Below are 23,753 nucleotides of genomic sequence, written 5' to 3'. Positions count from 1 at the left end.
CGCGCTCGACGGCTACCGCCGCTGGTACCTCGCCAGCCGTCCGCCCGCCCCCAGCGACTGCCCCTGCAGCACCTGTCAGCGCAGCAAAGGAGACCAGACCGCATGACCGACACCTGCCCCGACTGCTGCCGCCGCCGGATACCCCCGTGCGCCGAACGGCGCCGCGGCGGCCGGATCGCGCACGGCTACCGCTGCCCTGGCTGCGGTCACGAGTGGGTGACCGCCCGCCACTTGCCCGCCTACAGCGAACTCCACCGCCGCGCCCCGCGGCAGACCAGGAAGGCCGCCTGATGACCGCCCGCCTGACCGCATCGCAGATCACCGACAATCAGCTCGACGCGCTGTACGCCCGCCTTGCCCGCGCCGAGGCGGCCCCTGATGGCCCGCAGGAGACCCTGAGCGCCCGCGAGACGGGCCGGGAGGGCTCGGGTGGCGCCGGGCTCGTGCGGGCCGCCGAGAGGCCGTCAGAGGGGCGCCCAGCGCGTTCCGTTGGCGAGCGGGCCGCTGCGGCGGGACCGCGAAGGCCCTCCGGCGGCCACGAGGGCGCCCCGCAGTCGCCGGACGCCCCCGAATGCCCCGAGCCCCGCGAACGGGCCGCAGGCGCCCGCACAGGGCTTCAGCCCCTCCTCGCTCGACTGATCACCGATGCTGCGCACCACACGCGGTGCGCCGAGTACGGCCGCGAGTTCGGCCGCCCCGCCGACTTGATCGCTATCCACGACGGGTTCGCTGCCGGATTCAGCTCGGCCGCCTGCTACGTCGCAGAGCTGATCGCGACCGGGGCGCTGCAGTGGCGTGGCGGCCACCACGTCCCGGCCGACGACGAAGCCGCCGCCGCACGCGTCGCCGGTCAGCTCGCCGCGACGGGGCCCGAGCGGGCCCGGCAGATCCTCCGCGCCGTCCGCGGGGAGGCCGGCAAGGCGTGCTGTGGCAGCCGCACCGGCCACTACCCCGGCTGCCCCGCCAACACCTGACCCCGCCCGCACGACCGCAAGGAGACCGCCATGCACGATGCCATTCGCCCGTACCGCATCCTCCTCACCGGTTCCCGGCACTGGAGCGACCACGACCTGGTGCGCGACAACCTGGCCACAGCCGTCTTCCAGAACGTGCCCGCCGTCATCGTGCATGGCGCCTGCCCCGGCGGCGCCGACGCGATCGCGGCCTGGTGGGTGCGCCAGCACCGCCTGATCGGCCTCACCGAGGAGCGCCACCCTGCGGACTGGAAGGCTCACGGCCGCTCGGCCGGGCCGATCCGCAACCGGCACATGGTCAGCCTCGGGGCCGACCTGTGCCTGGCCTTCATCCGCGACAACAGCCGCGGCGCCACCGGCTGTGCCGACCTTGCCGAAGCTGCCGGCATCCCGACCCGGAGGTTCACCGCATGAACGACGCCGTCAACCCCGTTTGCACGATCTGCAATCGCGACCTTCGCGATGACGAGTGGGGCCGGACCGCCTGCCGTATCTGCCAGGACCGCGGTGTCGAGGCCCTCCGGGCGCTGCCAGCCCTCTACGACCAGCTCGGCGATCTGCTGGAGCCGGGATCGGGCCGGGGCGGCGGGCGCGTAAGCGGAACTCGCGGCGCACCCCTGCCGTGCTCGCTGCATGTGCTGGACATGCGGGCCCGCGGCGGGCTGGTCACCGTCCTCGCCGACTGGGAGGCCGCCGTGCGCGACGAACTCGACTACGAGGCAGCTGGGTTCCGGGGTGGCCTGCGGCAGACTCTCACCGGAGTGGTCACCTTCCTCGTCGCTAACACGCCCTGGATCTACAGCAGCTTCACCGGCGCCGCCGACCTGCACCGTGAGATTCGCGCCCTCCACACCCACACCCAGCGGCTCGTCACCGGCGAACAAGCGGAACGCCGCGTCACCGTCCGGTGCGCGTGCGGGCAGCCGATGCGCGTCACCCTCGCCACCCCCGGCCGGCGCTGCACCCACTGCGGCGTCCAGTACGGGCATGCCGAAGTACTCCAGCTGCCGCTCGCCGACCGGGCCGCGGCATGATCCGCGAGTCGGAAGCATCCGACGCCGGGCTGCCACTCCAGCAACACGGGTGACAGCGTGAACCCGCTCCGCTCCCAAGTGCGTTACCCGCCCACGGGGACGCCCGCCGCTGTCAGTGACGACCCGTAGGCTTGTGCCCCACGGGGGTTGTCGCGCGGCTGCGCGCGGACAAAGAGCTGCCCTCGCGCGGAGTCGTACCTCCGCCGAGGGCCACGGATCAAGGAGAAGTGAGCTCCTGTGAACCAACTCCACCCTAACCTGCCCGCCCCCGGAGACAACCCCGGGGACCGATTCGAGATCGGATCGTTCGACTTCCACGGCGATCCGGTCACCATCCTGTCCGACCGCGCCGGCAACTGGGCCGTGCTCGGCCAGCTCTGCCAGAACCTGACGTTGGACCCGAACGGCCAGCGCCAGATGATCGAGCGGAAATCCTGGGCGCGAGGCAAGACGTGCGTTTCACACGTCATGCTCCCCGGCCAGGTCAGGGCCTACCCTCAGTTCCTCATCCACGAGCGCATCGTGCCGATGTGGCTCGCCAACATCACCACCAGCCGTATCGCTGACGAAGCCGTCCGCCGGAACATAGAGCTCGCCCAGACCGAGCTCGCCGACGCCCTCTACGAGTACGTCACCCGCCACGGGGTCACCCGGGAGCCGACCAAGCTGGAGCTCGCCCGCGACCTCGTCGCCATGCTGGAAGCGAAGGAGGCGCTGGAGACGGCCAACAGGGCCCTCACCCCCAAGGCCGACAAGTGGGAGCGGTTCGTGAACTCTGACGGCCTGATCGCCATGAACGCCGCCGCCAAAGCGCTGCGTGAGATCACCGGCGGGCTCGGCCGCACGAAGTTCATGGACCTGCTGCGCTCGGACCGTATCCACTTCCTGCAGAAGCAGAACCCCCGCATCCCCTACGAAGAGCACGTCAAGAAGGGCCGTGCCGAGGTGAAGCTCGTCGAGGCCGGCTACCGGTGGACGGAGCAGACCTTCTTCACCTCCAAGGGCCTGGACTGGCTCGCCGACCGGCTCAGCACAGACGTGACCCCAGCAGCCTGACGCCTGCCGTGGGTTCCCGGCGCCGGGAACCCACGGCAGGCTGCGGCCTCACCCCGCCGCGAGCCGCCTGGCCACGTTCGCCGACCACGCGCGTGCCAGGGCCGCCGCCTCGTCGCCGCCCCGCCCGTAGTGCGCCAGCAGCGCCACCGCGGCCCGCGCCTCACCCGCCGTGATCAGCGGCAGGCGCGGGTCTTCGGTGTCCAGAAGCGCGTGCAGGGCGTCCAGGTCGTCGTCGGTCACGGTGGGAGAACGGGGCCGGAAGTCTGCCGGTTACGAGGCATGGCCAGCCCCGCTCCGCCATCTCTGCGGCCCGTCAGTAGCGGGCACCGCCAGACCGGTTCGCAAGACCGAGACCAAAGTCCCGGCTATCACGCCAGCCACTTGGGCCTTGTCGATAGAAGGTACGGCCGTTCGGCTCACAAGGCATGGGGCCCAAAGTCCCGATACTCAGGGTAATCGCCTGCTCAACCTGTTGTGTGACCCTCGCGTGTGCCATGGTCAAAGGCATCTGCACCTGGCATATGCCAACCATGGCGCCAGGAGTGGACGCATCTGCCTACGAAGGGTTTTCATGAACCACCGCCAGCGCATAGCCAGCACCTTCGCCGCCACCATCAGCGCGGCCGCACTCACACTCGGAGCCGCCTCCACCGCCTTCGCCAGCGACACCCCCTCCCCGGCCGAGCAGACCGCGGCCCTGATCGAGAAGGCCACCGGCACCAACGACATCGCCCCGGCCCCGGCCCCGGGCACCAAGATCCCCCAGCGGTCCACCGGGGACGCGAAGGCCACCACCGCGACGGGTGACGCCGTATCCATCGCCCTTCCCGGCACCAACAACGTCACCGGCGCCACGGCCGGCAAGAACACCACCGTCTACCCCGACGCTGCCAGGGCCACCGACCTCGCCGTCCAGCCCACCACCGACGGCGGCATCCGCGCCCTGGCCGTCCTCAAGAACGCCACCGCCCCGCGCGAACAGCGCTACGACATCGGCCTGCCCACCGGCGCCCACCTCGTCAAGCTCGACAACGGCGCGGTCGCCGCCATCGCCAAGAACGGCACCTTCCTCGGCGGTTTCACCACTCCCTGGGCCAAGGACGCCAACGGCAAGCCCGTACCCACCAGCTACCGCGTCGACGGCAACACCCTCATCCAGTCGGTACAGACCACGAACTCCACAACCTTTCCCGTCGTCGCCGACCCCAAGTGGCTGGACGAGGCGGCCAAGGGAGTCACCACCGGAATGATCGGCGGATGCGCGGCCGGCGCCCTCGCCGGGGGAGCCGGATGCCTTCCCGGAGCCGTCGCATCAGGTGTGATCGGTGGCATCGGCGGGGCGATCGGCGGCCTGTTCGGCTAACAGGCGACGCCGCCTTCCCTCGATCCCAGACGATACGACCTGTGAGGAGCACCGAAATGACAGACGATTTGAAAAGTCGTTCCACCGGTCTTGAGCGGGCCGTCGAGCTCGGGGTGTTCAGCGGGCTGGGTGTAATCCTTAGCATGCGTGTGGGCGACCAGTCCTTCGGGGCCAGCATCCTGTGGGGACTGGCCGGAGGGATCGTCGCGGCGCCGGTGCTCATGGGTGCCACCCGAGTCGCTCGATACGTGGCCAAGCGGCGATCCACACGCTGACACAATCGAGACCGCGCCACACCTCACACCGCCATCACTGACACCGGAAAGCCCCCGCCCGACAACCGAGCGGGGGCTTTCTGCTGCGCACAAGTGCCGCAACTCGAAGGGAACGCCCATGCCCATCATCGGCCCCGGCTACGACGACCCCGAATACGACGACTACGACCCCGCCTGGAAAACCCAAGAAACCCCGTTCCGGCAGTGGCTTTACATGCGCTTCGCGGCGGCCGGCTTCTCCCACGCCGCCGACATCGCCGTCAGCTACGCGCCCTCCAACCGGTACCACGGTCTCGACGACCTGGAGGCGGTCACCCTCGCCATGCTCACCGACACCAGCGTCGACGACGTCCTGGCCGCCCACACCGCCGACCTCGCCGCATGGAAGCACGAACAGCAGCTGCACGACCACCCCGACCTCGCCGTCCTCGACGCCGACCTCAACCGCATCGCCGGGCACTGAACAGCAACCAGCCCCCGCCCGATCACCGGGCGGGGGCTCGCTGCTGCGCGGTGAGCTACGGCGCGTCATGCTTCACCACCGGGGCTGACGCGCGCCGCATGCGGGCTTTCCGGCCGCCACGCGTGACGCCCCGCGGGCCGTAACGCGGCGCACGGGGCGCAGCCCTCACCATCGGACGCCACCGCACTCCGGCGCGCCTGGCCAAGCGCCACCTGGCAGGTCCGCTACGCCCCCGTCACCCTGCGGATATGGGGGACACTTCCGAAGCGCGCACGTGTGGACGATGCGGCACCACTGACGGGAGCACCGCCTGGCGCGGTGACTACTTCGGGATACTGTGCAGTAACTGCATGGTCGAAGCCGAAGCCGAAACCGACCATGAGCAGGCCCAGGGCGAAGGCGCCGACGCCCCGGCCCCGCCCGCCCCGCCGGTCTGCCAGGCGTGCGGACGCGAACAGGACCGCTTCCCGACCGGGTACCGGCACTGGATCCTCCTCGAACCTCGCATCGACCCGGCCGCCCATGGCATTCCCGAAGGCCAGCGTTGGGTCGTGGGCGGCGACGGGATGGCCGTCAACTGGGTGGGCGGCCGGCTCCCGCCGACGTGCCGCATCGCCCACCGGCCCGTCTGCGGGAGAAGCCCGCGCCCCGAACACCTGCCGCGCATCTTCCTTGCCGTGTGGGAACTCAACGCCAGCTACGAGCGCCGCATCTACCAGCAGGACGCGCTGCCCTTCACCAGCGAGGCGGAGACTTCAGGCGGGCCTGGCACGCAGAGCAGTCCCGCCCGCGATCCGGGATGAACAACTGGTACGTGTGCTCTGCGGCGTCGTACACCACCACCGCCCTCACCCCGCCCAGCCGCAGCCCCGACGCCAGACGCTCCAGGCCCTCCAGGCCCTCCGCGTTGTCCGCCGGCCACTTGCACGAAAACGGCTTCACCGCCATGCTCCACTGCCTCCTGCCTGGATCACGCAACCTCAGCACGGCCCAGGCCGTCGCGACACCGGATCCACCGATCCCGCCACGCCCCGGCCGCCGATGCCCTACGGGCCAGGCGGCGACGCCGCAGCGCCGCCGCGAACCAGGAGTCAGACCTCGGTCATCTCGAACGGCGCGGGCAGCGGCGCCAGCGGAACCCCGAACGCCCTCCCCAGCAGGCCGCGCGCCAGCACGTCGGACACCACGGGATCCCGGCCGGGCGGCATCGACAGGACCACCGTCCCGTCGGTGAGCTTCACGGCCTCGCCGGCGAACCGCGGGTCATCGACACCCGACGTGGCGAGGACCACGTCCAGCTCCGCCAGCAGCTCGGGGAGGGGGCGGTCATCAGGTGGGCGGGGGAGGGGGCAGGAGGTACGCTCATTTCGACTCCTTTGACGAGGCGAGTCATGATCAGCGGTCGCATCCGCTGGTTGTCCGGCCGGGCATCGTGCAGCCACACGAATGCCCGGCCGCTGCGTTGTGCGTGAGCAACTGCACACGACCGTAGGCCTCGATCGCTTTTGTAGCAAGGCGTCGTGTTGGCGGCGCGCAAAAACGCCCTCGCTGAAAGATCGAGGGCGTTGCGTACCTGCTGGTCAGTCAGTGCAGGGGTAGGTGGTATCCCATCTTGTAGAGGTGGCCGGGCTTGATCAGCTCAGTGACCTCAATCGGGCGCTGGTTGTCGGAGTAGACGACGCGGAAGATTTCCAGGACGGCCACGTCGCCGGGCAGCTCCAGGTGTTTGTGCTCTTCCTGGGTCGCCTTGCGGGCGGCTACTTCGTCAGCCTGTTCCCGTGGCGGGTACCCCATCTCTGCAAGCAGCGTGGGGGAGCCGCCGGAAATCTTGCGGCGGTCGGCCAGTCGTGTACCTCTAGCGAGGTCGATCGGGTAGTACGAGTTGACGAGTTCCGCCGGCTCGTCGTCAAGCAGGCCAATGCGTGACCGCAGTATGGCGGTGCCTTGCTTGTCGAGCCCGAGCGCCTTGGCCACTCGCTTCGGCGGCTTCACCTCTGCGACCCGCAGGATCTTGTTGCTGCCGCGTTGGTCGCGTCGTGCGGCTTCGCTGATCCAGCGGTACGGCTCGCCGGGCTCGGATGGTGCCATGTAGGACGCGGGCGAGATGATCTGAGCGGCGTGCTCCCGAACGAAGACGCCGCTGCCGGAGCGCCCCTCAAGCAGTTCCTCGTCCTTGAGCGTGGCAAGGGCGCGCTGCACCGTCATGTTCGAAGTGTCGTACTGGTCCTGCAGATCACTGTTGCTCGGGACCTGGCTGCCGGGCTCCCACTCGCCAGCCATGATTGCCGCCCGAATGTCCGCCGCGATCCTGTCGGCGATCGGCCGCTTGTCCTTGTGCTTGGTCAAGTTCAATCAACCTCGATCTCGTATCGGATCTGCCGAGGCCCCTTCATGACCATCAGCGAGACCTCTATGGGGTTGCCGTCGGATGCCTTCGAGACGCGGAGCAGTGTGAGGACGCTCTCGCCTGTCGAGAGATCGAGCTGATGACTTTCGCGATCTGTAGCGACGCGGATGCCGACTTCTTCGGTCACGGAGTGCGGTACATGGCCAAGCTCTGCGAGGAGGGTTGGGGCTCCGCCTCGGATCTTGCGGGGCTCGGCGAGAGCGGTACCTGCGGCGACGCGAAGGGGGTACCAGGAGTCGGTTAGTTCGACAGGGGCGCCGTTGACGCGCATGACGCGACGCCGCACCACCGCCGCCTCGTCAGTACTCAAGCCGAAGGCGCGCTTCACCTCGGGGGGTGGCGGTGCCTCTCCTGCTGCAACCAGTTGCTGGCTGCCACCACGGCTCGCGCTCTCCGTGGTCCACGCGTCGGCCTCGCCTGGAGCCCGTGGCGTCACGTATGGAAGCGACTCTCCGGTCCATTTGCTGCTCACTCGTCACCTCCTCGTTGGCGTTGGCCGTCGCGGCGTTGAGTGCCGCGAGAGCCCTGACCTCCACCTTAATCCCTTGATGGTCACTAGAGAGGGGGTGGCATCAGCCTTTCGCGCCGCGAGAGCCTTGCTATAAAACCTATCGAGCGAGTATGGTTGCCGTCAGATGCGAAGCCCGCGATCGGAGGACTTGATGCTGAGCGTGAAGGAGGTCGCAACGCGCCTGAACGTGCATCCCGCGACCGTCTACAGGTGGATCAAGGTCGGACACATGAAGGCCCTGCGGCACGGCAAGCCCTATGAGTCCAGCGATGAGCAGCGCGCCGGTGGCGCGATCCGCATCCCGGAGTCCGAGCTGAACCCTCCGCCCGAGCCCTCGGCAGTGAAGTCATGACCCCCACCGTCTCCCTTCCCCGCCAGCTCCCCGCCGGCTCCACCCGCTCCCTGCCGATCCTGGACGCCGCGGTCGAGGTTCTCCGCGCGGCGGGCGAGGACGTGCACGTGGTGTACGCCGCGCACGGCGACGTCTTCAAGATCGTGCCCCGGGAGGCGTCGTGAACGACACCCCCGCGCCGGAACTGGTGCCGAACGCGGACCGGATCGCCGGCCACCTGCTGCGCCTGCTCGCGGCGGGCATGCGGCTGCAGCCCGACGCGAGCCCCTGCTCGGATGTGACCGTCACCATCACCCAAGGGTCCGGGCCGGACGCCGGGCGCGTGGCCGGTTACTTCGAGATCCCCGAAGAGCTGGCCCTGCGGGTGATCGGCGTGCTGGACGCCGAGCTGGCGCTGCTGTCGACCGACGAGCACAACCTGCGGCTCGGCCACTTCGACGACGGGAGCGCGACGCCGGTCACCGGTCTCGGCCGGGACGCGCTGGAACGCCGCCGCGGAGACGGTCCGCACCGGCCCGCGCTGCGGATCGTGCCGAGGAGGCGTCGTGACCTTCGACTACCTGGTGCCCGCGTCCTGCCGCAGCGGCATCGGCACCGTGCGGATCGTCAGCTTCGGCTTCGGCCATGCCGAGCCCCCGGCCGCCCACCTGCTCGTTGATCTGCGGGTGCACTTCCGTGACCCGCACGTGTCGCCCGACCTGCGCGGCAAGACCGCGCGGGACGCGGAGGTGCGTGAGGCGGTCATGAGCACGTCCGGTGCCAACCTGCTCGTCGTCGGCCTGGCCGACACGGTGGACGGGTTCGTGCACGGCCCGGCCGCGGCGGGCGCCCCTGGCGTCGTGACGACGACTCCGGTCGTCGTGGCGGTCGGCTGCTCGGGCGGCCGGCACCGTGCCCCGACGATCGCGTCCGCACTGGCCGCGGCGCTGACGGGCAATGTCCAGGCCGCCATCCGGTACGGGCTCGCGCACGCCGCCGGCCAGTACGTCCAGCGCTCGCTGGACGTCACCCTGCACCACCGCGACCTCGACAAGCCCGTCATCCAGCGTCCGGAGGTGACCAAGTGACCGCAACCCGCTGCCCGTTCTGCGACATCGTCGCGGGCCTGGCCCCGGCCACGGTCCTGGCCCGCTGGTCGGACGCGATCGCGATCGCGCCGATCGATCCGGTGACCGACGGCCACGTCCTGGTGATCCCACGAGTGCACGTCGACGACGCGACGGAAGACCCGATGGTGACCGCGGCGGTGATGCAGCGGGCCGCCGAGTACGCCAACGTTCTCGGCACCCCGCTGAACCTGATCACCTCGCGGGGCCGTGAGGCCACGCAGAGCATCTTCCACCTCCACATCCACGTCGTGCCGCGCGCCGTCGGTGACGGCCTGCCGCTGCCGTGGACGCCGCAGCAGGCCGCGGCCTGACCTGATCCACCCCGGGCCCGCACCGCCGGGCCCGGCCGCCCACTCATATCGACATATCGACAGGAGCCTGTCCGATGACAACTGCCGAGCTGTACGAGCTGCCCGCCGTCGCCGACTACATGGCCGCAGAGAGCATCGACGCCTACCGCGCGCAGCTGGTCACCCGCTACCACGCCTCCACCAACCCCGTCGAGCAGCTGCGGCTGTACGCCGAGGCCGCCCGCTACGACCGCCGCCACCCCGGCGAGTCGCCGCTGGCCGACGAGCTGTACGGCGCCGAGCTGGGCGAGGTGGCGTGATGTCCCGCTACCTGGAAGAGGCCGCCGACCTGCTGCGGAAGGCCGCCGAGGCGAACGAGAAGGAAAACGGGACCTCCTGCTTCCCTGCCTCCGCGGCCAACAAGGGCCGTGAACAGATTGCCCTGCACTTCGCGACACTCGCTGCGATCGACAAGGGCCTGCTGCCCGCCGAGATGGTCCAGGACGTGGTGCGTGCCTTCGCCGGCCGGAACGGGGGTGCCTGATGAATACCGACGCGATCGTCGCCGCGGGCTCCGTGCTCGCGGGTGCCGGGATGACCGGCCTGATCCAGTACGCGACGTTCGCCCGCTCGGCCCGGGCCCGGCAGCGGGCGCGCATCGGCGAGGCCGCCGACGCTCTGGGCGGCGCGCTGATCGACTACCGGCGTCCCGTCTACCTGAAGGTCACCGCCGCACGCGACGGGGCCGACGCCGCTTCCGGGCATGAGGCCCGCTGGGCGGCGTGGTCGACGGTCACCCGCTCTCTGGGGCGGCTGCAGCGGGTAGCGGCCGGCATTGCGGGCGCGTCGGACCTCGTCCGCGTGGCCCGCGAGGCGGTCGCCACCACGGCCGCGCTCAACGACGCGGCCGGCGACGTGGCCAGCGCGATCCGCGGCTGCGCTCCGGTGTCACGGCTCGCCGAAGCCGAGGACGCGCTGGCTGAGGCGGGCGACGAGGCCCGGCACCTGGACGAGCAGCTGATGGCCGCCGCGATCCGCGCGACCGGGGGTGCGTGATGACGATGCGTCCCGCCGCCTGGGTCGCTTTGACCCTGACCGTCGCCCTGTTGGTCGCCTGCCCGGCCCTGCTGCCCGCCGCGGTCACCGCAGTCGGCTGGCTGCTGAATACGCCGCTCGCCGCGGGTGCCGCCCTCGCCGCCACCCTCGTGTGGATCGCGATGCGGCCCGAGCACGGGCGGAGGTGGGCGCGGTGAGTATGAGTGACCCGGTTACCGACCTGATGGCGATCCTCGATGCCCGGATCGCCGAGGACAAGGCGCGCAAGGCCCGTCAGGAAGCCGAGGCGGCCCGCAGGGTGCCCCGGCTGCTCGCCAAATACCTCACCCGCGCGGGTGAGGCCATGAGGGACGCGAGCCTTGCTGTCAGCGTCAACGAGATCGACCGTGATGAACGCGGCGGAAGCGTGCACGCCACCGTCTCCGCGTGTGGCGGGTGCCCGGATACCGAGCGCGCCTACTGGGAGAACGGCTTCTACGACTACGGCGGCCGCTGGCGCCCGCTGACCGGCCAGGAGTCCCGCCAGCGAGCTGAGCGCGAAGCCCGTGAATGGGCTCAGGCGCACGCGGAGAAGTGCCGCGCGATGCCGGGTTCGGAGGCGTCGTAATGGATCTGCGCGCCATCCAGGCAGCCGCGGTCGCCAACAAGCGCGCCAAGGGGCTCAACACCACCGACATTGCGCTGGAGTTCGCTCTGCTCGCGGCTGAGGTCGGCGAGGCCATCACCGCCTGGCGCCGGGCCCTGCCCGACTTCCCCGAGGAACTCGCCGACATCCAGCTCTACCTCGTCGCGCTCGCCGATATGACCGGCGTCGATCTGCAGGACGCCGTCGAACACAAGATGCGCATCAACGAGGCCCGGCGCTACCGCCGCGACGACCGCGGCGTGCCCATCAAGGTCACCGAACCGACCGAACCGGGAGCTGTCCGATGAACCACCCCAAGTCCATGGTCGCCGAGATCCTCATCCTCGCCGTCAGCGGAGGGGTCGGCGCGAGCCTCGCCCTCCAGCTGGCCGAGCACGGCGTCGGTATCGCCGCGATCGTCTGCGCCGTCTGCGCCGTGGTCGCGGCGGGTGTCGCGCTCGCCGCCCAGGTCGGGCAGGGCCTGCGCACCACCGTCTACACCTGCCCCGCCAAGGGCTGCCGCGTGTCCATCCGCGCCGCCGGCACCAGCCCCGAGGAGCTGCAGCGGCTGCGCGACCTGGCCACCGACCACAGCAAGCACGGGAGTGCTCGATGAGCGACGCCGCTACCTCAGCCTTCGCCGCCTCCTTCGTCGGCCTGTACGCCGCCCACCATGCCGCGGACTACCTGTTCCAGGGCGACCGCATGTCAGAGCGCAAGTCCGGATGGACCGAGGACTTCACCGACCCGCAGCCCGGCCGCCACCACCACGGCTGGGGCGCCAACCAACTGCACGCTGTCACCCACACGCTCACCGAACTCGCCGTGCTCGGCCTCATGGCGCTCGTGCTCGACATGCCGCTGCCTGTCGTCGGCGTCGCGGTAGCCGTCGCGTGGATCCACGTCACCCACAGCCTGATCGACCGGCGATGGCCCGTCCGGATGTGGATGAAGCACACCGGCAGCGCCGACTTCATCGACCGCGGCGGCATGCCGCTCGTCGACCAGGCCATGCACATCGCGGTCGGGATCTTCCCCGCCGCGCTCGCGATCGGCGGGTGGGCCTGATGCGCACCTTCTCCCTCGTCTTCGGGGTCATCGTCCCGGCCGTCCTGCTCGCCCTGTACGTCGCCGGCCTCCTCACCGGCCGCATCCACTGACCGAAAGGACCACCCGTGTCGGAGCAGACGGTCCGTCACCGCTGGGACCCGCTCGTCGCGGTGTCGCTCGCGGCCGGCGTCGGCTTCACCGCCTACGCCGAGTACCAGCTCGCCCGTGCCATCGGGGCGGCGGTACCGGTGGCGGTACTGCTGCCGCTCGCCATCGACGTGTACGTGGTCGCGGCGATCCGCCGGTCCCGCGGCCGGGACATCGCCCTGTCGCTCGTGCTGATGGGTACCGCCCAGATCGCCGCGCACGCACTGGAGGCCCGCGTGGCGACCGTGTCGGTACCGCTCGTCGCCGCCGTGTCCCTGTTGGTACCGCTCGTGATCTGGCGGGTGCACACCCTCGCAGTACCGGCCGCCGAGCCGGTACCGGTACCGCCCGCAGAGCTGGCCGAGGAGCCCGTGCGCGTCACCGTCGAGCAGCAGCCGGTACCGGTACCGCAGACCACCCCGGTACCGCCCGCCGGTACCGCCGATCTACCGCGCGAACTGCCGGTACCGGATGAGGCGGTACCGCGCCCGGAACTGCAGGCCGTACCGGAGCCGGAGCCGCAGCACGAGACAGCGGTACCGGTACGGCGGGCACGTCGCACCACCCGGTCCAGTACCGCCCGCAAGCCGAAGGTCACCGGCTCATTCGACGAGCACGTCAGTACCGCCCGCCAGTGGCTTGCCGAGGACCCGGACCTGTCCGGTACCGCGATCGGCAACCGGCTCGGTACCGGCGACTCCTACGGCCGCCGCGTCCGCCGCGCCGCCCTCGCCAGCTGACCCCTCAGTACCGCTACTGCGGCCCATGGCCGCGCGCACCGGACCGGCACCCGGTACCGGACTCCAGACCATCACCTGACCAGGAGAGATCGAATGGCCGTCAACGGCAACCGGGTGTCACGCCTCCCGCAGCCCCCGGACAACTTCCTGCCGCCGGGCGTGTGGGCCGAGCAGCCCCGGCTGAAGCAGTCCTCGCCGCGCCAGCGGGCGGAGGCCCGTGAGGCGAAGCGCAACCGCACCACCTACAAAACCAAGAGCCGGACGAAGGAATATCACGTCCACATCAACGCCCAGCGCAGCGCGGCGGCCGCGGCCGCCGCGGGCGGCGGGCAGTGGGGCCGCCAGCAGGGCATCGGCGACATCGAGGTGCTGTCCGCCTCCGGTCTGCGGGCGCTGTGCGAGCGGGGGCGGCGCGTGCTGCGCGAGGCGAGCAATGACATCGCGTTCGCCGAGGAGACGCTGCGCAAGGCGCTGCGCCAGGTACCCCCGCCTTCCGGGGAGGGCCGTTCGGCCGCGTGGGTGCGCGCCAACAAGGTGGCGCGTCACCTGAAGCGAGCCAAGAACGCAGCTCAGGCCGGATCGGCGCACATGGCCGCGACGTGGGTCACCTACACGCGGGAGTACGAGCCGGAGCTGAACCGCTTCGGCGGGCCGCGGGCCCAGCGCCGCCAGGCCATGGACTTCGGGGCGTGACGTGATGGCGCAGCAGCAGACCACCGAGGTTCCGCAGGGCGGCGGCAAGATGCCCGCGGTCCTGGCGTTCCTCAACCGCAAGGTCATTCCGCACACGCCGCCGTTCGCGGTGTGGCTGGCCGAGTGGCCGGTCGCCGCCCTGGCCCACCTGCAGTGGGGCGGCTCAGCTACCGCATCAGCGTTCCTGTCCCTGGCTTCCGCCGGACTGACCTGGCACACCTGGTACGTCGGGCGGGACGCGAAGAAGCAGCGGCAGATGCAGGCCACCGTCACCGTCGGCGCGGCAACCGGCTGGTTCACCGCCGCCACCATCGCCGGGGCCACCGACCCGACGCTGGTCAACGCCTGGCTGATGGGCGGCCCCGGCATCGCCCTGGCCTGGTCGATCAAGATGACCATGCGCGTCAGCCCCGAGGGCCAGCAGGCGGGGGACGAGACGCAGAAGACGCTCTGGTCGAAGATCGGCCTGGGGCGGGCCAAGGCCAAGGAGATCCGCGCCGAACCCAACAAGGTCGTCATCCCCATGCAGCTGGAGGCCGGGGTCCAGACCCAGGAAGACGCGGCCAAGGCCGGCTCCCGCCTCGCCTCGGCGGTGGGCGTGCGCCCCAACGCGGTGCGCTGGCAGCCGGACCCGGAAGACGCCTCCCAGGGCACATACACGCTGGTCATTGACGACATGCTCAAGGAGTTCACCCCCTGGCCGGGGCCGTCCTGCCCCGGCGGCAGCATCGGCGACGCCCCGGTCCCCGCCGGCGTGTACGAGGACTACGGCACCGCTGACATCTGGTTCCCCGGTGACGAGGCGGACGGACGCAACGCCGCCCACTACCAGTTCATGGGCATGACCGGCGCCGGCAAGTCCCAGGGGGGCCGGGTCATCCTCGCCGATTTGATGACCCGCCGCGACGTGTGCCTGTGGCTGTTCGACCCGTCCAAGGGAGCGCAGACCTTCGGGCCGATCCTGCCCGGCGCCGACTGGGCCCTGCTGACCATGAAGGAGTGCAAGGCCGGCATCTCCGTACTCCCCGACGTGATCACCGCGCGGGCGAACGAACTGGGCAAACACGGCTACGACCAGTGGACGCCAGAGGCTGGCGAGAAGCTCGGAATGCCCTACCTGGTCTGCTGGTTCGAGGAGGTCGCCAAGCTCTTCCGCGACGGCGTCGACCTGGCGCCCGTCGCCCAGGAGGCACGCTCGGCCGGCATCTCCCTGGTGTTCTCCCTGCAGCGCTCCTCCCACACGTCGATGGACACCGACGTCCGGGGCAACATCACCGGCGCGGCCGTGTTCGGCACCAACAGCTCCGTGGACTCCGGCTTCGCCCTGTCCGACGACACCATCGACGCCGGGGCCCGCCCCGAACTGTGGCGCAACCGCAAGGCCGGCTACTGCTACATCGAGGGCCCCGGCATCGACGAACAGCGCTACGCCACCCCGGTGCGCACCTACCTGCTGGACAAGGAGGTGGCGGCGAAGGCCGTCGCGGCCTACCGCGACGTGCGCCCCGCGGACGCGGGGCAGGTCACGGCCGAGGCCGCCGGCCCGGCCTACGCCAACCGGGTCCGCTACGCCGGCGCCGAAGACGCCGCGGCAGCCCAGAGCGCGGCCGCCAACGACGCCTCCGATCCCGAGCTGGACCCCGAGGACGACGCGCTGTGGGGCGAGGGAGACGAAGCCGCCGAGGCCCGCCGCATCGACATCGACCAGGAACTGCCGCCGCACACCGGCCGCGACTGGCACTTCGGCGAGCAGCAGCGCGACACCAAGACGCGCGAGCAGGCGCTGGCCGCCCTGAACGAGGTGCTCGCCGAGTTCGCCGCCCGCGGCCGGATGGAGTTCGGGCCGAAGGATCTGACGCCGGAGCTGCCGCGGATCGGCAAGTCCGCCTCGTGGGTGCGCAGGGAGATCCCCAAGCTCGTCGCGCAGGGCGTCCTCGCCGACGGCGACGAAGGAGGTGTGTACCGCATCGTCAAGACCCTCACCGGGGCCGGAACAGCGTCCTGACCTGTTGGAACAGCACGGAACAGCGGCGGAACAGGGCCTGCACAGCACGGAACAGGCACCGAACAGCGGCGGAACAGCCCACGGAACAGCTCCGACCTCGCGGAACAGCGCAAATGTCCTGTTCCGCCGACGGAACAGCGCCGCCTCAAAACCGTAACGCGCGCGCGAGAACAGCCCACGGAACAGCGACGGAACAGCGCACCGAACAGCAAGGAACAAACCACCACAAAAAGGAGCGCGAAATGAACTTCGATCCACCCCGCTACACCTGGACCGCGACCACCGCCCGACAAGCCTCGGTGGTGCTGCAGGCGGCCGCCGACCTCCTCGACGCCCACATCGGGACTCTCCGGCTCTCCGTGCCCGACGGGGAGAGCCGGGCCGAGACGGAACGCCGCACGCCCGTCCGGCTGGAAGTCAGCCTCGACCTCAGCACGGCCGCCGAATGCATCAACGCCGCGCGTACAGCGCTCACCGAGACGCCTCCGCTGCCCGCATGGCCGGTCGAAGAGCCGGAACCGAAGCTCGGCAAGCACCAGGCGCGGGGACTGATGTGGGACTTGATCCACCAGTTCGCGGAAGAAGGGCGCCGGATGATCGGCCCCAAGGACTTCACCGTCTACCTGCCCCGGCTGACGCGCTCTCGCCCCTGGGTCGTAGCCGAGCTGCAACGCCTGGTCGTGGACGGCGTCATCGAGGCGGGCCGCAGCGGCGAGTACCTGCTCAACGGGGACCTCTTCGCCGATCGCCAGCCGGAGGCGCCGTGAGGCTGGCCCACACGATCGTCGACACCCTCATCTTCGTGATCCACGCCGCAGCCCTCGGCGGCTCCCTCTGGATCTTCGGAAGCACCCTGCCCGGACCCGCCATGGTCCTGCTCATCTGTCTGATCGCCGCCGCCGACCTGGTCCTCACTGTCCCGCTGGGACGGCTTGCCAACACCATCCGCGCCAACACCCGCCTGTAGGAGGCCCCATGTTCACCGGAAATGCCCGAGATCTGCGCAAGCGCGAGAAGCAGGCCGCCGAGCACGCGGCTCAGATCGCCGAACTCCTCAACAAGATCGACGACCTGAAGTGCGGAGCGCTCCTGCTTCGTCCCGGCCAGCTCGCCGGGCCCGGCTTCGCCATCCGCCGCGTCCACGACCGCTGGGCCCTCTACGCCTGACGGCTGCCCGCGTCGCCCCGGCCTGCGCCGGGGCGGCAAGGGGAGCCGGGACAGTCCCGGCCCGTATCGAGAGGAACCGTCATGTCCCTCTTCCGCCGCACCCCTGACGACAGCCCCGAAGGTCGCGAACTGACGGCCGCCCGCGAGGCGCTCGCCTCCGACCCGGTCAACACCGGCTCGCTCGGCTGCATCGACATCGACTCGCCCGCCGGCCGGGCCAACCTCGACGCCCAGGACCGCCTGCGCGACGCCGAGCAGGCCTACCGCAACCGCTGACCGGCTGCCCCCGATCCGCCCGGACCTGTGCCGGGCGGTGAGGAGGACGCCGGGCAGCCCGCCCGACGCCGAACCGAAGGAGCCTCATGGACACCATCACCCAGAGCACGGCCGGCGAGCGCCGCGCCGACCAGATCCCGCGGGCCCCCGGCCAGCAGATGCGCGCGTACACCGACGACGGCGCCGTGGTCATCGACGTGGCCGTGCAGGCCGTCGGCCGCTGCCACGCCTGCGGCATGACCGTGCCGTTCGGCATCGGCGAGGTCCACGGCAGCGCCCAGAAGTACGTCGACGGCCCGTACAAGACCGGTGTGCTCGCCGCATGGAACTGGACCGACCAGCACCTGACCACCTGCTCCGAGATCCGCACCGACAGCAACCGCCCCTGAGGAGACCGCTATGAGCGCAGCCCAGAACGCCGCGGACGCCATCCAAGGCCTGATCGACGCCACCAACGAGCACGGTCTCGGCAGCGCCGAAGCCGACCAGGCCGCCGTCATCGCCAACGTCGCGCTCGACGCCGCCCACGCGGCCGGCGCCACCGACGACGACATCAAGAATGCCCGAGGCTGAGAGGAACCGACCATGCCCGTCACCACGCACACCTGCTACGTGGCCCGCTGCGACGTCTGCGGCGAAGGCTACGGCGAGGATCACTTCACCCAGCACTTCGCCACGGCCGAGGAGGCGGCCAAGGCCGTCGCCGCCGACCCCGCGTGGACGGTCAGCGGCGACCGGATCGTGTGCCACCTCGGCGGCTGGATCAACACCGAGCACCAGGCCGCCATCGACGCGATGCCCGGGCGCCACGCCTTCACCCAGCGCTTCGACGACAGCAACCGTCCCTGAGAGGAGCCGCACCGTCATGTCCCCGCAGCCGCTGCCCGACCCGCAGCATCAGTACGGCGGGCAGCAGCTGCCCGTCCCCGCCCACCACCGGCCGCCGAACGTGCTCTACGACGCGGAGGGACGGCCGGTGCATTTCACCATCGGCCAGCCCCTACAGCCGCCGCCGGTCGTCGTGCAGGCGCCCGTGCAGCAGGGCCTGCCGCCCGAGCTGCAACGCCTCGTCATCGTCACGTTCCTGATCCTCGCCGTCATCGTCGTATGCACCGGCGCGCTCGTCGCCATCGTCGTCATGATGGGCGGCACCCTCATCGGCATCATCGGCACCGTCGGCAACGCCCTGCCCTACATCGGCATCACGTTCATCGGCCTCGTCCTCGCCGCCGGATGGGCCGCATCCAAGCTCCGCGGCGCCGTCGGCTCCAACTCGAAGGAGAACTGACCATGGGCTACGCACGCTACGAGATCACGCGCAGCGACGGAGTTGCGATCGAAGCCGGATACGCGGTCGAGGCCCTGTGCGACTGGCCGGGCTGTCCCGAGACCGTCTCGCGGGGGATGGACGCCCTGTGCGGACTGACGCCCGGCGGCGACGAGTTCGGCTGCGGCAAGTGGTTCTGCAACGAGCACCTGGTCATGGCCCCCGACGGGGCCGGCTACCGCTGCCCCGGCTGCCGCACCAAGGGCGCCGACCCGCTGGCGCATTCCGAAGACGCCATGGTCGCCACCTTCGGTGACGGAGCGCCCTCGTGAGCCCCTGGACCGGGCGCATGAAGACGGCGCTCCTCGGCCGGCACGTGCACCCTGCGGAGTTCTCGACCTGGGAGGGTGCCCGCCGCTATCACGAGCGGTACTGGCGCGACCGCGAGACGCTGGAGCACCTGCGGGCCACCATCCCGGAGCGGGGCATCGAGGAGCCGCTGCTGCTCGGCGTCCGCGAGCGCGACAAGTTCGTGTTCGTCTATGAGGGCCACCACCGGGCCGTCATCGCCCTGGAACTCGGCGTCCCCTTCTTCCCGTTCCGCTGGTTCTGGGATCCGGACGTGCGCGACGTGCAGGAGGTCGCGTTCCCGTGGCGGATGGTGGGCTGATTTCCGTCTGTGCTTGACCGCCGATCACCGCTATGTCACAGTGATCGCAGGCGCCAGTAGTGTGCCCGTAGACCACAGGAGCCCTCGGCCATGTCGGGGGCTTTCTGCATGCCGGGGAGGTGCCGTGCGGCCCCACGACCTGTTCCCCGACGACCTCGTCTACGCCCACGACGCCGAACGCCTCACCGGCGTACCGCAGGCGGTCATCCGCAAATGGGCCTCGCGGGGCCGCATCCAGCGCTTCCAGGGCGACGGCCGGCCCACCGGACTCGGCCACGCAGCACGCACCATGTACGCCCTCCCCGAAATACGCGCCCTCGCCGCCACCTACCGGCCCACACCCCAGCGCGCACCCCGCGCCGCCTGACCCCCGACCGGGCCCGACGTCCCCCAGGTCGGGCCCCGCCTGCTGCCCGGCACCACGGCGGCCCGCCGGGCAGCAGGCACCCCCAGCGGCCGCGGCCGCGCCCCGCATACCGAGCCGGACGGCTCACCGTCTACCGAGGAGCCCGTCATGGCCCGCACCGCCATCACCCCCACCCAGGCCACCCGGGCCGGCACCGTCCTCCCGGCACCCACCACAGGCGACGCCACCAACGGGCACTCCGTACAGAACGACGGCCGCGTGATCCTCATCGTGAAGAACACCGGAGCCAGCAGCAGGAACATCACCTTCCTGACCGCCCGCTCCATCGACGGCCTCACCGCACCCACCCGCGTCGAGGCGATCCCCGCAGGCGAAACGCAGGTGTTCGGGCCGTTCGACGCCAACGACTACGGCACCGGCCTTGCCTTCGACGTGACCCACGCCGAACTCACCATCAACGCCGTGCGGGTCTGATCCGCACCGAACTGGGGAAGCCCACATGGCCCGCATCCAGATCCTCGAACTGCCCACCATCTACCGCGAAGGCAGCGATGACGAGACGCCGTTCGCCGTGATCGTTGACCAGTGCAGTTCGGTACCCGACGTGAACGGCGTGCTCAACGTGAGCTGGGAGCGTTTCGCGAAGAACGTCGGAGCGCGCGCCCTGATGGTCACGCCGGACACCGTCGAACTGCCGTGAGCGGCGGATGACAGGGGGCGCGCCATGGCTGACCAGAAGATCGGGCAACTGCTCGACAATCTCGGCGTGACGGCGGATCTGGAGGCCGACGACATGCCCACCGACGCGCTCGTGCTGATCAAAGCCGTACAGCCCGACGGAGGCGTGGCCATCTCCATCGGCAAGTCCGAGACGCTGGACTGGGTAGGGCAACTCGGGCTCCTCCACGGAGCGCTGACCCTCATCTCCGACAACGGCGTCGAAGGGCCGTGAGGGGCGGCCCGCAGAGGGCGAGGGGGTGACGCGATGCCTTCACGCCTCAAGCCCCCGTGCTCACGTCCGGGCTGCGAGAACACCAAGCCCTGTCCCGAACATGGGCAGGACACGCGTGCGCGAGGGGGAGCGCGGCAGCGCGGCTACACGATCAGGCATGAGCGGCGCTTCAGGCGTGGCGTGCTGGATGCCCAGCCCGTGTGCGTGCTGTGCAGGCAGGCCCCGGCCACCGAGGCAGACCACTGGCCGCGATCACGTCGACAGCTCGAAGCTCAAGGACTCGACGCCGATGACCCGCAGTACGGGCGAGGACTGTGCAAGCCGTGCCACGGCAAGGAGACCGCCCGGCACCAGCCCGGAGGCTGGCACGCGAAACAGTGATCAGTGCGACGGGGCGGCGAAATCGGGGCTCGGGACGGCGCATTTCGAGGCGAACGAAGCAGCGAATTCCTGAAAATAATCAAGGATTTTCGGGCCGAGACCTGGGGGTGACCCCCTTGATCATCCCGACCCGGACCGCGGGGGAGGGAAATTCCTGGCGCCGCGGATCATGATCTTTTGATCCTGGGGGTGATCAAGCGTGTCCGTGCCTGGACGCAAGCCGAAACCCCCGCTGCAGGTCGTCCGCGAAGGCAACCCCGGCAAGCGGCCGGTCCGTGAGGGCGTCAAGCTGCCGCCGGCTGAGCTGGTTGAGCCGGACTGGGCTCACTTCTTCCCCGACGTCCGCGTTCCGGCCAAGCCCCGGGCCCCTAGGGGTGCGGATGACGAGGAGCTGAAGGAGTACCGGCGTGAGGTCGAGGCCTGGCAGCGGGTGAAGCTGGCTTCCGAGGCCGCCAAGTTCGGCCGCGAGGTGGCCGGGCGGGAGTGGGGCCGGGTCGTCCCGGTTTTGCAGTTGATGGCCGGGCTGACGTCGGTGGACCGGTCGACGGCGGTCGACTACTGCGTGTGTGTCGCCCGTCTGGAGTGGTGTGAGCGCCAGTTGTCCATCGAGGGGCTGGTCACGATGGGGCAGCGCGGCCCGTGCCGCAACCCGTTGACGACGATCGCGACCCAGTACCGGACTCAGTTGAAGGCGTACATCGGGGAACTCGGGCTGTCGCCGTCGGCTCGCGGCCGGCTGACGCCGCCGGAGGGTGGCGGCGATGGCGACGAGGACGACCCCTTCGACTGAGAGGCTCTCGGCCCGGGACCGCGAGGAGGGGCTGCCGGTTCCGCGGGCGGCTCTTCGCGAGCTGGGCATGTCGGACGAGGAGATCTCCGAGGCGCTGGCGTCGCGGCCGTTGGTGTCGGCGTTTCGGATGCCGGACCAGCCCGGGGCCTGGTTCGATGTGGCGGCGGCGCGGCGGGCGCAGCGGGCCATCGAGTCGTTCCGGCACACGAAGGGCCGCTGGGGCGGTACGCCGCTGAAGCTGGCCGGGTGGCAGTTCCTGTGGGTGATCGCCCCGGTGTTCGGCTGGCTGTGGCACGACCCGGAGCTGGGGTATCCGGTCCGGGTCGTGCGGGCGGTGTGGATCGAGGTGCCCCGGAAGAACGGCAAGTCGACGCTGTCGTCCGGGATCGGGCTGGCGCTGCTGCTGGCGGACCGGGAAACGGGTGCCGAGGTGTATGCGGCGGCCGGGTCGCTGGAGCAGGCCAAGCGGGTCTTTGACGACGCGAAGCGGATGGCGCAGACGTCGAAGGCGGTCAGGGGCCGGGCCGAGGTGCTCACCTCGGTGATCCGGGTGCCGCGCACGGGCGGCGTCTTCCGGGCCCTGTCGCGGATAGCGGAGACGGCGCACGGTCTGAACGTGTCCGGCGCGGTGATCGATGAGGTTCACGTGCACAAGAGCCGGGATCTGATCGACGCGATCGAGACAGGGACGGGCGCCCGCGACCAGCCGCTGATCGTGTTCATCACGACGGCGGACGATGCGCAAGAGGGCTCGATCTACGACGAGAAGCACGCCTACACCCGCAAGGTCGCCGAGGGCGTCGTCGAGGACCCGGCGCACTACGGCGTCATCTGGGCGGCCGACGAGAGCGACGACCCGTTCGACGAGGCGACGTGGCGCAAGGCCAACCCCGGTCTCGGCACCAGTCCGACGCTGGCCTACCTGCGGCGTGAGGCGAACAAGGCCCGTGCCACGCCCTCGTACTTCCCGACGTTTCTGCGCCTCAGCCTGAACGTCCGCGAGAAGGCGTCCACGCGGTGGATCGATGTGCGCAAGTGGGACGCCGTCGCGGGCATGGTCGACACAGGCGCTTTGAAGGGGCGCCGGGCGTGGGGCGGCCTGGACCTGTCCGCGGTGAGCGACCTGTCGGCGTGGGTGCTGGCCGTGGAGTCCAAGCAGCCGGGCGTCGAGGTGGAGCTGGTGCCGCGGTTCTGGCTCCCCAGTGAACGGATGGAGGACCTGCAGCGTCACCTCCAGGTGCCGCTGGCGCAGTGGGCCCGCGAGGGCTTTCTGGAGCTGACCGAGGGCGACGCGGTCGACTACGACACGATCGAGCGCCGCGTCCTGGAGGACTGCAAGACCTTCGATCTGCAGTGGATCGGCTACGACCGGATGTTCGCCGGCCAGCTGGTGCAGAACGTGGACCGCGAGACCCGGCGGGGCGTGAAGGTGGCGCCGATCAGCCAGACGTTCCTGGGGCTGTCGCCGGCGTGCAAGGAGATGGACCGGCTGCTGCTGGAGGACGCGGTGCGGCATGGCGGGCATCCGGTGCTGCGGTGGATGGCCGGCTGCGTGGAGACGATCGCGGACGGCAACGACAACTACCGGCCCACCAAGCCGGACCGCAAGAAGTCGCAGGCGCGGATCGACGGGGTCGCGGCCACGGTGATGGCGCTGGACGGCTTCCTGCGGCGGCCGAAGAAGAAGTCCCGGGTGGCGGTCGGATTCTGACGGGGGTGCCGGGTGGCGCAGC

General features: G+C 70.5%; 45 protein-coding genes. 41 read left to right on the top strand and 4 right to left on the bottom strand.

Annotated elements, in window-relative coordinates:
• Positions 1-102: 102 nt before the first annotated feature.
• The 5 genes from ACEXOX_RS06330 to ACEXOX_RS06310 all read left to right on the top strand — a co-directional run bounded on the left by ACEXOX_RS06330 (position 103) and on the right by ACEXOX_RS06310 (position 3,064).
• A complete protein-coding gene (locus ACEXOX_RS06330) occupies positions 103-291 on the top strand; it encodes a hypothetical protein (protein ID WP_406519465.1) in 189 nt (62 codons plus the stop codon).
• Complete coding sequence (locus ACEXOX_RS06325; protein ID WP_406519464.1) at positions 291-974, top strand: hypothetical protein; 684 nt, start codon at positions 291-293, stop codon at positions 972-974. Before ACEXOX_RS06330 ends, ACEXOX_RS06325 begins: the two co-directional genes overlap by 1 nt.
• A gap of 30 nt (positions 975-1,004) precedes the next feature.
• Positions 1,005-1,388 (top strand): DUF2493 domain-containing protein, encoded by a 384-nt coding sequence (locus ACEXOX_RS06320; RefSeq protein ID WP_406519463.1) that lies wholly within the window; start codon positions 1,005-1,007, stop codon positions 1,386-1,388.
• Positions 1,385-2,008: a hypothetical protein gene (locus ACEXOX_RS06315; protein ID WP_406519462.1), complete on the top strand. Its 624-nt coding sequence runs from the start codon at positions 1,385-1,387 to the stop codon at positions 2,006-2,008. Before ACEXOX_RS06320 ends, ACEXOX_RS06315 begins: the two co-directional genes overlap by 4 nt.
• A gap of 237 nt (positions 2,009-2,245) precedes the next feature.
• Entirely contained in the window at positions 2,246-3,064 is an 819-nt protein-coding gene (locus tag ACEXOX_RS06310; protein ID WP_406519461.1) for a phage antirepressor KilAC domain-containing protein, read from the top strand.
• Positions 3,065-3,112: 48 nt separating this feature from the next.
• Here ACEXOX_RS06310 and ACEXOX_RS06305 read toward each other — a convergent pair whose 3' ends face one another.
• Positions 3,113-3,304 (bottom strand): hypothetical protein, encoded by a 192-nt coding sequence (locus tag ACEXOX_RS06305; protein WP_406519460.1) that lies wholly within the window; start codon positions 3,302-3,304, stop codon positions 3,113-3,115.
• A gap of 331 nt (positions 3,305-3,635) precedes the next feature.
• Here ACEXOX_RS06305 and ACEXOX_RS06300 point away from each other — a divergent pair, with 331 nt between their 5' ends.
• The 4 genes from ACEXOX_RS06300 to ACEXOX_RS06285 all read left to right on the top strand — a co-directional run bounded on the left by ACEXOX_RS06300 (position 3,636) and on the right by ACEXOX_RS06285 (position 5,968).
• Positions 3,636-4,427 (top strand): hypothetical protein, encoded by a 792-nt coding sequence (locus tag ACEXOX_RS06300; RefSeq protein WP_406519459.1) that lies wholly within the window; start codon positions 3,636-3,638, stop codon positions 4,425-4,427.
• Positions 4,428-4,483: 56 nt separating this feature from the next.
• The gene (locus tag ACEXOX_RS06295; RefSeq protein WP_406519458.1) at positions 4,484-4,702 is read left to right on the top strand and encodes a hypothetical protein; all 219 of its coding nucleotides are present in this window, start codon (positions 4,484-4,486) and stop codon (positions 4,700-4,702) included.
• Between the two features lie 118 nt (positions 4,703-4,820).
• Positions 4,821-5,165: a hypothetical protein gene (locus tag ACEXOX_RS06290; RefSeq protein WP_406519457.1), complete on the top strand. Its 345-nt coding sequence runs from the start codon at positions 4,821-4,823 to the stop codon at positions 5,163-5,165.
• A 350-nt stretch (positions 5,166-5,515) separates the two neighbouring features.
• Positions 5,516-5,968 carry a DUF6083 domain-containing protein gene (locus ACEXOX_RS06285; RefSeq protein WP_406519456.1) on the top strand — a complete coding sequence of 151 codons (453 nt, stop codon included), beginning with the start codon at positions 5,516-5,518 and terminating at the stop codon, positions 5,966-5,968.
• 288 nt (positions 5,969-6,256) lie between these two features.
• Here ACEXOX_RS06285 and ACEXOX_RS06280 read toward each other — a convergent pair whose 3' ends face one another.
• From ACEXOX_RS06280 to ACEXOX_RS06270, 3 genes are all read right to left on the bottom strand, one after another.
• Complete coding sequence (locus tag ACEXOX_RS06280; protein ID WP_406519455.1) at positions 6,257-6,457, bottom strand: hypothetical protein; 201 nt, start codon at positions 6,455-6,457, stop codon at positions 6,257-6,259.
• A 292-nt stretch (positions 6,458-6,749) separates the two neighbouring features.
• Positions 6,750-7,511, bottom strand: coding sequence for a GntR family transcriptional regulator (locus ACEXOX_RS06275; protein WP_406519454.1), 762 nt, complete (start codon positions 7,509-7,511; stop codon positions 6,750-6,752).
• 2 nt (positions 7,512-7,513) lie between these two features.
• Entirely contained in the window at positions 7,514-8,044 is a 531-nt protein-coding gene (locus ACEXOX_RS06270) for a UTRA domain-containing protein (protein WP_406519453.1), read from the bottom strand.
• A 190-nt stretch (positions 8,045-8,234) separates the two neighbouring features.
• On the opposite strand from ACEXOX_RS06270, the gene ACEXOX_RS06265 reads away from it, so the two are divergent.
• The 32 genes from ACEXOX_RS06265 to ACEXOX_RS06110 all read left to right on the top strand — a co-directional run bounded on the left by ACEXOX_RS06265 (position 8,235) and on the right by ACEXOX_RS06110 (position 23,731).
• Positions 8,235-8,435: a helix-turn-helix domain-containing protein gene (locus ACEXOX_RS06265; protein WP_406519452.1), complete on the top strand. Its 201-nt coding sequence runs from the start codon at positions 8,235-8,237 to the stop codon at positions 8,433-8,435.
• Positions 8,432-8,599 (top strand): hypothetical protein, encoded by a 168-nt coding sequence (locus ACEXOX_RS06260; RefSeq protein ID WP_406519451.1) that lies wholly within the window; start codon positions 8,432-8,434, stop codon positions 8,597-8,599. Before ACEXOX_RS06265 ends, ACEXOX_RS06260 begins: the two co-directional genes overlap by 4 nt.
• Positions 8,596-9,093, top strand: a complete 498-nt coding sequence (locus ACEXOX_RS06255) for a hypothetical protein (protein ID WP_406519450.1) — start codon at positions 8,596-8,598, stop codon at positions 9,091-9,093. The genes ACEXOX_RS06260 and ACEXOX_RS06255 overlap by 4 nt, the downstream gene beginning before the upstream one ends.
• Entirely contained in the window at positions 8,981-9,502 is a 522-nt protein-coding gene (locus ACEXOX_RS06250) for an ATPase (RefSeq protein WP_406519449.1), read from the top strand. The genes ACEXOX_RS06255 and ACEXOX_RS06250 overlap by 113 nt, the downstream gene beginning before the upstream one ends.
• A complete protein-coding gene (locus tag ACEXOX_RS06245) occupies positions 9,499-9,855 on the top strand; it encodes an HIT family protein (RefSeq protein WP_406519448.1) in 357 nt (118 codons plus the stop codon). Before ACEXOX_RS06250 ends, ACEXOX_RS06245 begins: the two co-directional genes overlap by 4 nt.
• A 74-nt stretch (positions 9,856-9,929) precedes the next feature.
• A complete protein-coding gene (locus ACEXOX_RS06240) occupies positions 9,930-10,154 on the top strand; it encodes a hypothetical protein (RefSeq protein WP_406519447.1) in 225 nt (74 codons plus the stop codon).
• Complete coding sequence (locus tag ACEXOX_RS06235; protein WP_406519446.1) at positions 10,154-10,378, top strand: hypothetical protein; 225 nt, start codon at positions 10,154-10,156, stop codon at positions 10,376-10,378. Before ACEXOX_RS06240 ends, ACEXOX_RS06235 begins: the two co-directional genes overlap by 1 nt.
• Positions 10,378-10,890: a hypothetical protein gene (locus tag ACEXOX_RS06230; protein ID WP_406519445.1), complete on the top strand. Its 513-nt coding sequence runs from the start codon at positions 10,378-10,380 to the stop codon at positions 10,888-10,890. The genes ACEXOX_RS06235 and ACEXOX_RS06230 overlap by 1 nt, the downstream gene beginning before the upstream one ends.
• The gene (locus tag ACEXOX_RS06225) at positions 10,890-11,087 is read left to right on the top strand and encodes a hypothetical protein (protein ID WP_406519444.1); all 198 of its coding nucleotides are present in this window, start codon (positions 10,890-10,892) and stop codon (positions 11,085-11,087) included. Before ACEXOX_RS06230 ends, ACEXOX_RS06225 begins: the two co-directional genes overlap by 1 nt.
• Before the next feature lie 2 nt (positions 11,088-11,089).
• On the top strand, positions 11,090-11,497 hold the full coding sequence (locus ACEXOX_RS06220; RefSeq protein WP_406519443.1) for a hypothetical protein: 408 nt from the start codon (positions 11,090-11,092) through the stop codon (positions 11,495-11,497).
• Entirely contained in the window at positions 11,497-11,823 is a 327-nt protein-coding gene (locus ACEXOX_RS06215) for a hypothetical protein (protein ID WP_406519442.1), read from the top strand. Before ACEXOX_RS06220 ends, ACEXOX_RS06215 begins: the two co-directional genes overlap by 1 nt.
• Entirely contained in the window at positions 11,820-12,131 is a 312-nt protein-coding gene (locus ACEXOX_RS06210) for a hypothetical protein (protein ID WP_406519441.1), read from the top strand. The genes ACEXOX_RS06215 and ACEXOX_RS06210 overlap by 4 nt, the downstream gene beginning before the upstream one ends.
• Positions 12,128-12,583 (top strand): DUF3307 domain-containing protein, encoded by a 456-nt coding sequence (locus ACEXOX_RS06205; protein WP_406519440.1) that lies wholly within the window; start codon positions 12,128-12,130, stop codon positions 12,581-12,583. Before ACEXOX_RS06210 ends, ACEXOX_RS06205 begins: the two co-directional genes overlap by 4 nt.
• A gap of 107 nt (positions 12,584-12,690) precedes the next feature.
• Positions 12,691-13,452, top strand: a complete 762-nt coding sequence (locus tag ACEXOX_RS06200) for a hypothetical protein (protein WP_406519439.1) — start codon at positions 12,691-12,693, stop codon at positions 13,450-13,452.
• A gap of 93 nt (positions 13,453-13,545) precedes the next feature.
• Positions 13,546-14,145 (top strand): plasmid transfer protein TraA, encoded by a 600-nt coding sequence (gene traA, locus ACEXOX_RS06195; RefSeq protein WP_406519438.1) that lies wholly within the window; start codon positions 13,546-13,548, stop codon positions 14,143-14,145.
• A 4-nt stretch (positions 14,146-14,149) separates the two neighbouring features.
• The gene (locus ACEXOX_RS06190) at positions 14,150-16,150 is read left to right on the top strand and encodes a hypothetical protein (protein WP_406519437.1); all 2,001 of its coding nucleotides are present in this window, start codon (positions 14,150-14,152) and stop codon (positions 16,148-16,150) included.
• Between the two features lie 242 nt (positions 16,151-16,392).
• Entirely contained in the window at positions 16,393-16,917 is a 525-nt protein-coding gene (locus ACEXOX_RS06185; RefSeq protein ID WP_406519436.1) for a hypothetical protein, read from the top strand.
• Positions 16,914-17,117 carry a hypothetical protein gene (locus ACEXOX_RS06180; RefSeq protein WP_406519435.1) on the top strand — a complete coding sequence of 68 codons (204 nt, stop codon included), beginning with the start codon at positions 16,914-16,916 and terminating at the stop codon, positions 17,115-17,117. The genes ACEXOX_RS06185 and ACEXOX_RS06180 overlap by 4 nt, the downstream gene beginning before the upstream one ends.
• An 8-nt stretch (positions 17,118-17,125) precedes the next feature.
• On the top strand, positions 17,126-17,317 hold the full coding sequence (locus ACEXOX_RS06175) for a hypothetical protein (RefSeq protein WP_406519434.1): 192 nt from the start codon (positions 17,126-17,128) through the stop codon (positions 17,315-17,317).
• 81 nt (positions 17,318-17,398) lie between these two features.
• On the top strand, positions 17,399-17,593 hold the full coding sequence (locus tag ACEXOX_RS06170) for a hypothetical protein (protein WP_406519433.1): 195 nt from the start codon (positions 17,399-17,401) through the stop codon (positions 17,591-17,593).
• Positions 17,594-17,679: 86 nt separating this feature from the next.
• Positions 17,680-17,982, top strand: coding sequence for a hypothetical protein (locus tag ACEXOX_RS06165; RefSeq protein WP_406519432.1), 303 nt, complete (start codon positions 17,680-17,682; stop codon positions 17,980-17,982).
• A gap of 10 nt (positions 17,983-17,992) precedes the next feature.
• Positions 17,993-18,166: a hypothetical protein gene (locus ACEXOX_RS06160; protein WP_406519431.1), complete on the top strand. Its 174-nt coding sequence runs from the start codon at positions 17,993-17,995 to the stop codon at positions 18,164-18,166.
• Positions 18,167-18,178: 12 nt separating this feature from the next.
• Positions 18,179-18,442, top strand: a complete 264-nt coding sequence (locus tag ACEXOX_RS06155) for a hypothetical protein (protein WP_406519430.1) — start codon at positions 18,179-18,181, stop codon at positions 18,440-18,442.
• A 16-nt stretch (positions 18,443-18,458) separates the two neighbouring features.
• Positions 18,459-18,881, top strand: a complete 423-nt coding sequence (locus ACEXOX_RS06150; protein WP_406519429.1) for a hypothetical protein — start codon at positions 18,459-18,461, stop codon at positions 18,879-18,881.
• 2 nt (positions 18,882-18,883) lie between these two features.
• The gene (locus ACEXOX_RS06145; protein ID WP_406519428.1) at positions 18,884-19,192 is read left to right on the top strand and encodes a hypothetical protein; all 309 of its coding nucleotides are present in this window, start codon (positions 18,884-18,886) and stop codon (positions 19,190-19,192) included.
• The gene (locus tag ACEXOX_RS06140) at positions 19,189-19,530 is read left to right on the top strand and encodes a hypothetical protein (RefSeq protein ID WP_406519427.1); all 342 of its coding nucleotides are present in this window, start codon (positions 19,189-19,191) and stop codon (positions 19,528-19,530) included. Before ACEXOX_RS06145 ends, ACEXOX_RS06140 begins: the two co-directional genes overlap by 4 nt.
• Positions 19,531-19,654: 124 nt before the next feature.
• On the top strand, positions 19,655-19,897 hold the full coding sequence (locus tag ACEXOX_RS06135) for a hypothetical protein (RefSeq protein ID WP_406519426.1): 243 nt from the start codon (positions 19,655-19,657) through the stop codon (positions 19,895-19,897).
• 147 nt (positions 19,898-20,044) lie between these two features.
• Entirely contained in the window at positions 20,045-20,371 is a 327-nt protein-coding gene (locus ACEXOX_RS06130; RefSeq protein ID WP_406519425.1) for a hypothetical protein, read from the top strand.
• A 25-nt stretch (positions 20,372-20,396) separates the two neighbouring features.
• Positions 20,397-20,597, top strand: a complete 201-nt coding sequence (locus tag ACEXOX_RS06125; protein ID WP_406519424.1) for a hypothetical protein — start codon at positions 20,397-20,399, stop codon at positions 20,595-20,597.
• A 24-nt stretch (positions 20,598-20,621) separates the two neighbouring features.
• On the top strand, positions 20,622-20,849 hold the full coding sequence (locus tag ACEXOX_RS06120; RefSeq protein WP_406519423.1) for a hypothetical protein: 228 nt from the start codon (positions 20,622-20,624) through the stop codon (positions 20,847-20,849).
• A 580-nt stretch (positions 20,850-21,429) separates the two neighbouring features.
• Positions 21,430-22,020 (top strand): P27 family phage terminase small subunit, encoded by a 591-nt coding sequence (locus ACEXOX_RS06115; RefSeq protein WP_406519422.1) that lies wholly within the window; start codon positions 21,430-21,432, stop codon positions 22,018-22,020.
• Positions 21,992-23,731, top strand: coding sequence for a terminase large subunit (locus ACEXOX_RS06110; RefSeq protein WP_406519421.1), 1,740 nt, complete (start codon positions 21,992-21,994; stop codon positions 23,729-23,731). The genes ACEXOX_RS06115 and ACEXOX_RS06110 overlap by 29 nt, the downstream gene beginning before the upstream one ends.
• The last annotated feature ends 22 nt before the right edge of the window (positions 23,732-23,753 follow it).

This window comes from Streptomyces sp. Ac-502 (assembly GCF_045222935.1).
Taxonomy (GTDB): Bacteria; Actinomycetota; Actinomycetes; order Streptomycetales; family Streptomycetaceae; genus Streptomyces; species Streptomyces monomycini.
Note: the sequence above shows the minus strand (reverse complement) of the source record. Positions and strands in the feature narration are given on the sequence as shown.

Coding starts and splice junctions, on each gene's coding strand:
- ACEXOX_RS06330 (WP_406519465.1), top strand. CDS start 103: ATGACCGACACCTGCCCCGACTGCTGCCGCCGCCGGATACCCCCGTGC.
- ACEXOX_RS06325 (WP_406519464.1), top strand. CDS start 291: ATGACCGCCCGCCTGACCGCATCGCAGATCACCGACAATCAGCTCGAC.
- ACEXOX_RS06320 (WP_406519463.1), top strand. CDS start 1,005: ATGCACGATGCCATTCGCCCGTACCGCATCCTCCTCACCGGTTCCCGG.
- ACEXOX_RS06315 (WP_406519462.1), top strand. CDS start 1,385: ATGAACGACGCCGTCAACCCCGTTTGCACGATCTGCAATCGCGACCTT.
- ACEXOX_RS06300 (WP_406519459.1), top strand. CDS start 3,636: ATGAACCACCGCCAGCGCATAGCCAGCACCTTCGCCGCCACCATCAGC.
- ACEXOX_RS06295 (WP_406519458.1), top strand. CDS start 4,484: ATGACAGACGATTTGAAAAGTCGTTCCACCGGTCTTGAGCGGGCCGTC.
- ACEXOX_RS06290 (WP_406519457.1), top strand. CDS start 4,821: ATGCCCATCATCGGCCCCGGCTACGACGACCCCGAATACGACGACTAC.
- ACEXOX_RS06285 (WP_406519456.1), top strand. CDS start 5,516: ATGGTCGAAGCCGAAGCCGAAACCGACCATGAGCAGGCCCAGGGCGAA.
- ACEXOX_RS06265 (WP_406519452.1), top strand. CDS start 8,235: ATGCTGAGCGTGAAGGAGGTCGCAACGCGCCTGAACGTGCATCCCGCG.
- ACEXOX_RS06260 (WP_406519451.1), top strand. CDS start 8,432: ATGACCCCCACCGTCTCCCTTCCCCGCCAGCTCCCCGCCGGCTCCACC.
- ACEXOX_RS06240 (WP_406519447.1), top strand. CDS start 9,930: ATGACAACTGCCGAGCTGTACGAGCTGCCCGCCGTCGCCGACTACATG.
- ACEXOX_RS06235 (WP_406519446.1), top strand. CDS start 10,154: ATGTCCCGCTACCTGGAAGAGGCCGCCGACCTGCTGCGGAAGGCCGCC.
- ACEXOX_RS06230 (WP_406519445.1), top strand. CDS start 10,378: ATGAATACCGACGCGATCGTCGCCGCGGGCTCCGTGCTCGCGGGTGCC.
- ACEXOX_RS06225 (WP_406519444.1), top strand. CDS start 10,890: ATGACGATGCGTCCCGCCGCCTGGGTCGCTTTGACCCTGACCGTCGCC.
- ACEXOX_RS06220 (WP_406519443.1), top strand. CDS start 11,090: ATGAGTGACCCGGTTACCGACCTGATGGCGATCCTCGATGCCCGGATC.
- ACEXOX_RS06215 (WP_406519442.1), top strand. CDS start 11,497: ATGGATCTGCGCGCCATCCAGGCAGCCGCGGTCGCCAACAAGCGCGCC.
- ACEXOX_RS06210 (WP_406519441.1), top strand. CDS start 11,820: ATGAACCACCCCAAGTCCATGGTCGCCGAGATCCTCATCCTCGCCGTC.
- ACEXOX_RS06205 (WP_406519440.1), top strand. CDS start 12,128: ATGAGCGACGCCGCTACCTCAGCCTTCGCCGCCTCCTTCGTCGGCCTG.
- traA (WP_406519438.1), top strand. CDS start 13,546: ATGGCCGTCAACGGCAACCGGGTGTCACGCCTCCCGCAGCCCCCGGAC.
- ACEXOX_RS06190 (WP_406519437.1), top strand. CDS start 14,150: ATGGCGCAGCAGCAGACCACCGAGGTTCCGCAGGGCGGCGGCAAGATG.
- ACEXOX_RS06185 (WP_406519436.1), top strand. CDS start 16,393: ATGAACTTCGATCCACCCCGCTACACCTGGACCGCGACCACCGCCCGA.
- ACEXOX_RS06175 (WP_406519434.1), top strand. CDS start 17,126: ATGTTCACCGGAAATGCCCGAGATCTGCGCAAGCGCGAGAAGCAGGCC.
- ACEXOX_RS06170 (WP_406519433.1), top strand. CDS start 17,399: ATGTCCCTCTTCCGCCGCACCCCTGACGACAGCCCCGAAGGTCGCGAA.
- ACEXOX_RS06165 (WP_406519432.1), top strand. CDS start 17,680: ATGGACACCATCACCCAGAGCACGGCCGGCGAGCGCCGCGCCGACCAG.
- ACEXOX_RS06160 (WP_406519431.1), top strand. CDS start 17,993: ATGAGCGCAGCCCAGAACGCCGCGGACGCCATCCAAGGCCTGATCGAC.
- ACEXOX_RS06155 (WP_406519430.1), top strand. CDS start 18,179: ATGCCCGTCACCACGCACACCTGCTACGTGGCCCGCTGCGACGTCTGC.
- ACEXOX_RS06150 (WP_406519429.1), top strand. CDS start 18,459: ATGTCCCCGCAGCCGCTGCCCGACCCGCAGCATCAGTACGGCGGGCAG.
- ACEXOX_RS06145 (WP_406519428.1), top strand. CDS start 18,884: ATGGGCTACGCACGCTACGAGATCACGCGCAGCGACGGAGTTGCGATC.
- ACEXOX_RS06130 (WP_406519425.1), top strand. CDS start 20,045: ATGGCCCGCACCGCCATCACCCCCACCCAGGCCACCCGGGCCGGCACC.
- ACEXOX_RS06125 (WP_406519424.1), top strand. CDS start 20,397: ATGGCCCGCATCCAGATCCTCGAACTGCCCACCATCTACCGCGAAGGC.
- ACEXOX_RS06120 (WP_406519423.1), top strand. CDS start 20,622: ATGGCTGACCAGAAGATCGGGCAACTGCTCGACAATCTCGGCGTGACG.
- ACEXOX_RS06110 (WP_406519421.1), top strand. CDS start 21,992: ATGGCGACGAGGACGACCCCTTCGACTGAGAGGCTCTCGGCCCGGGAC.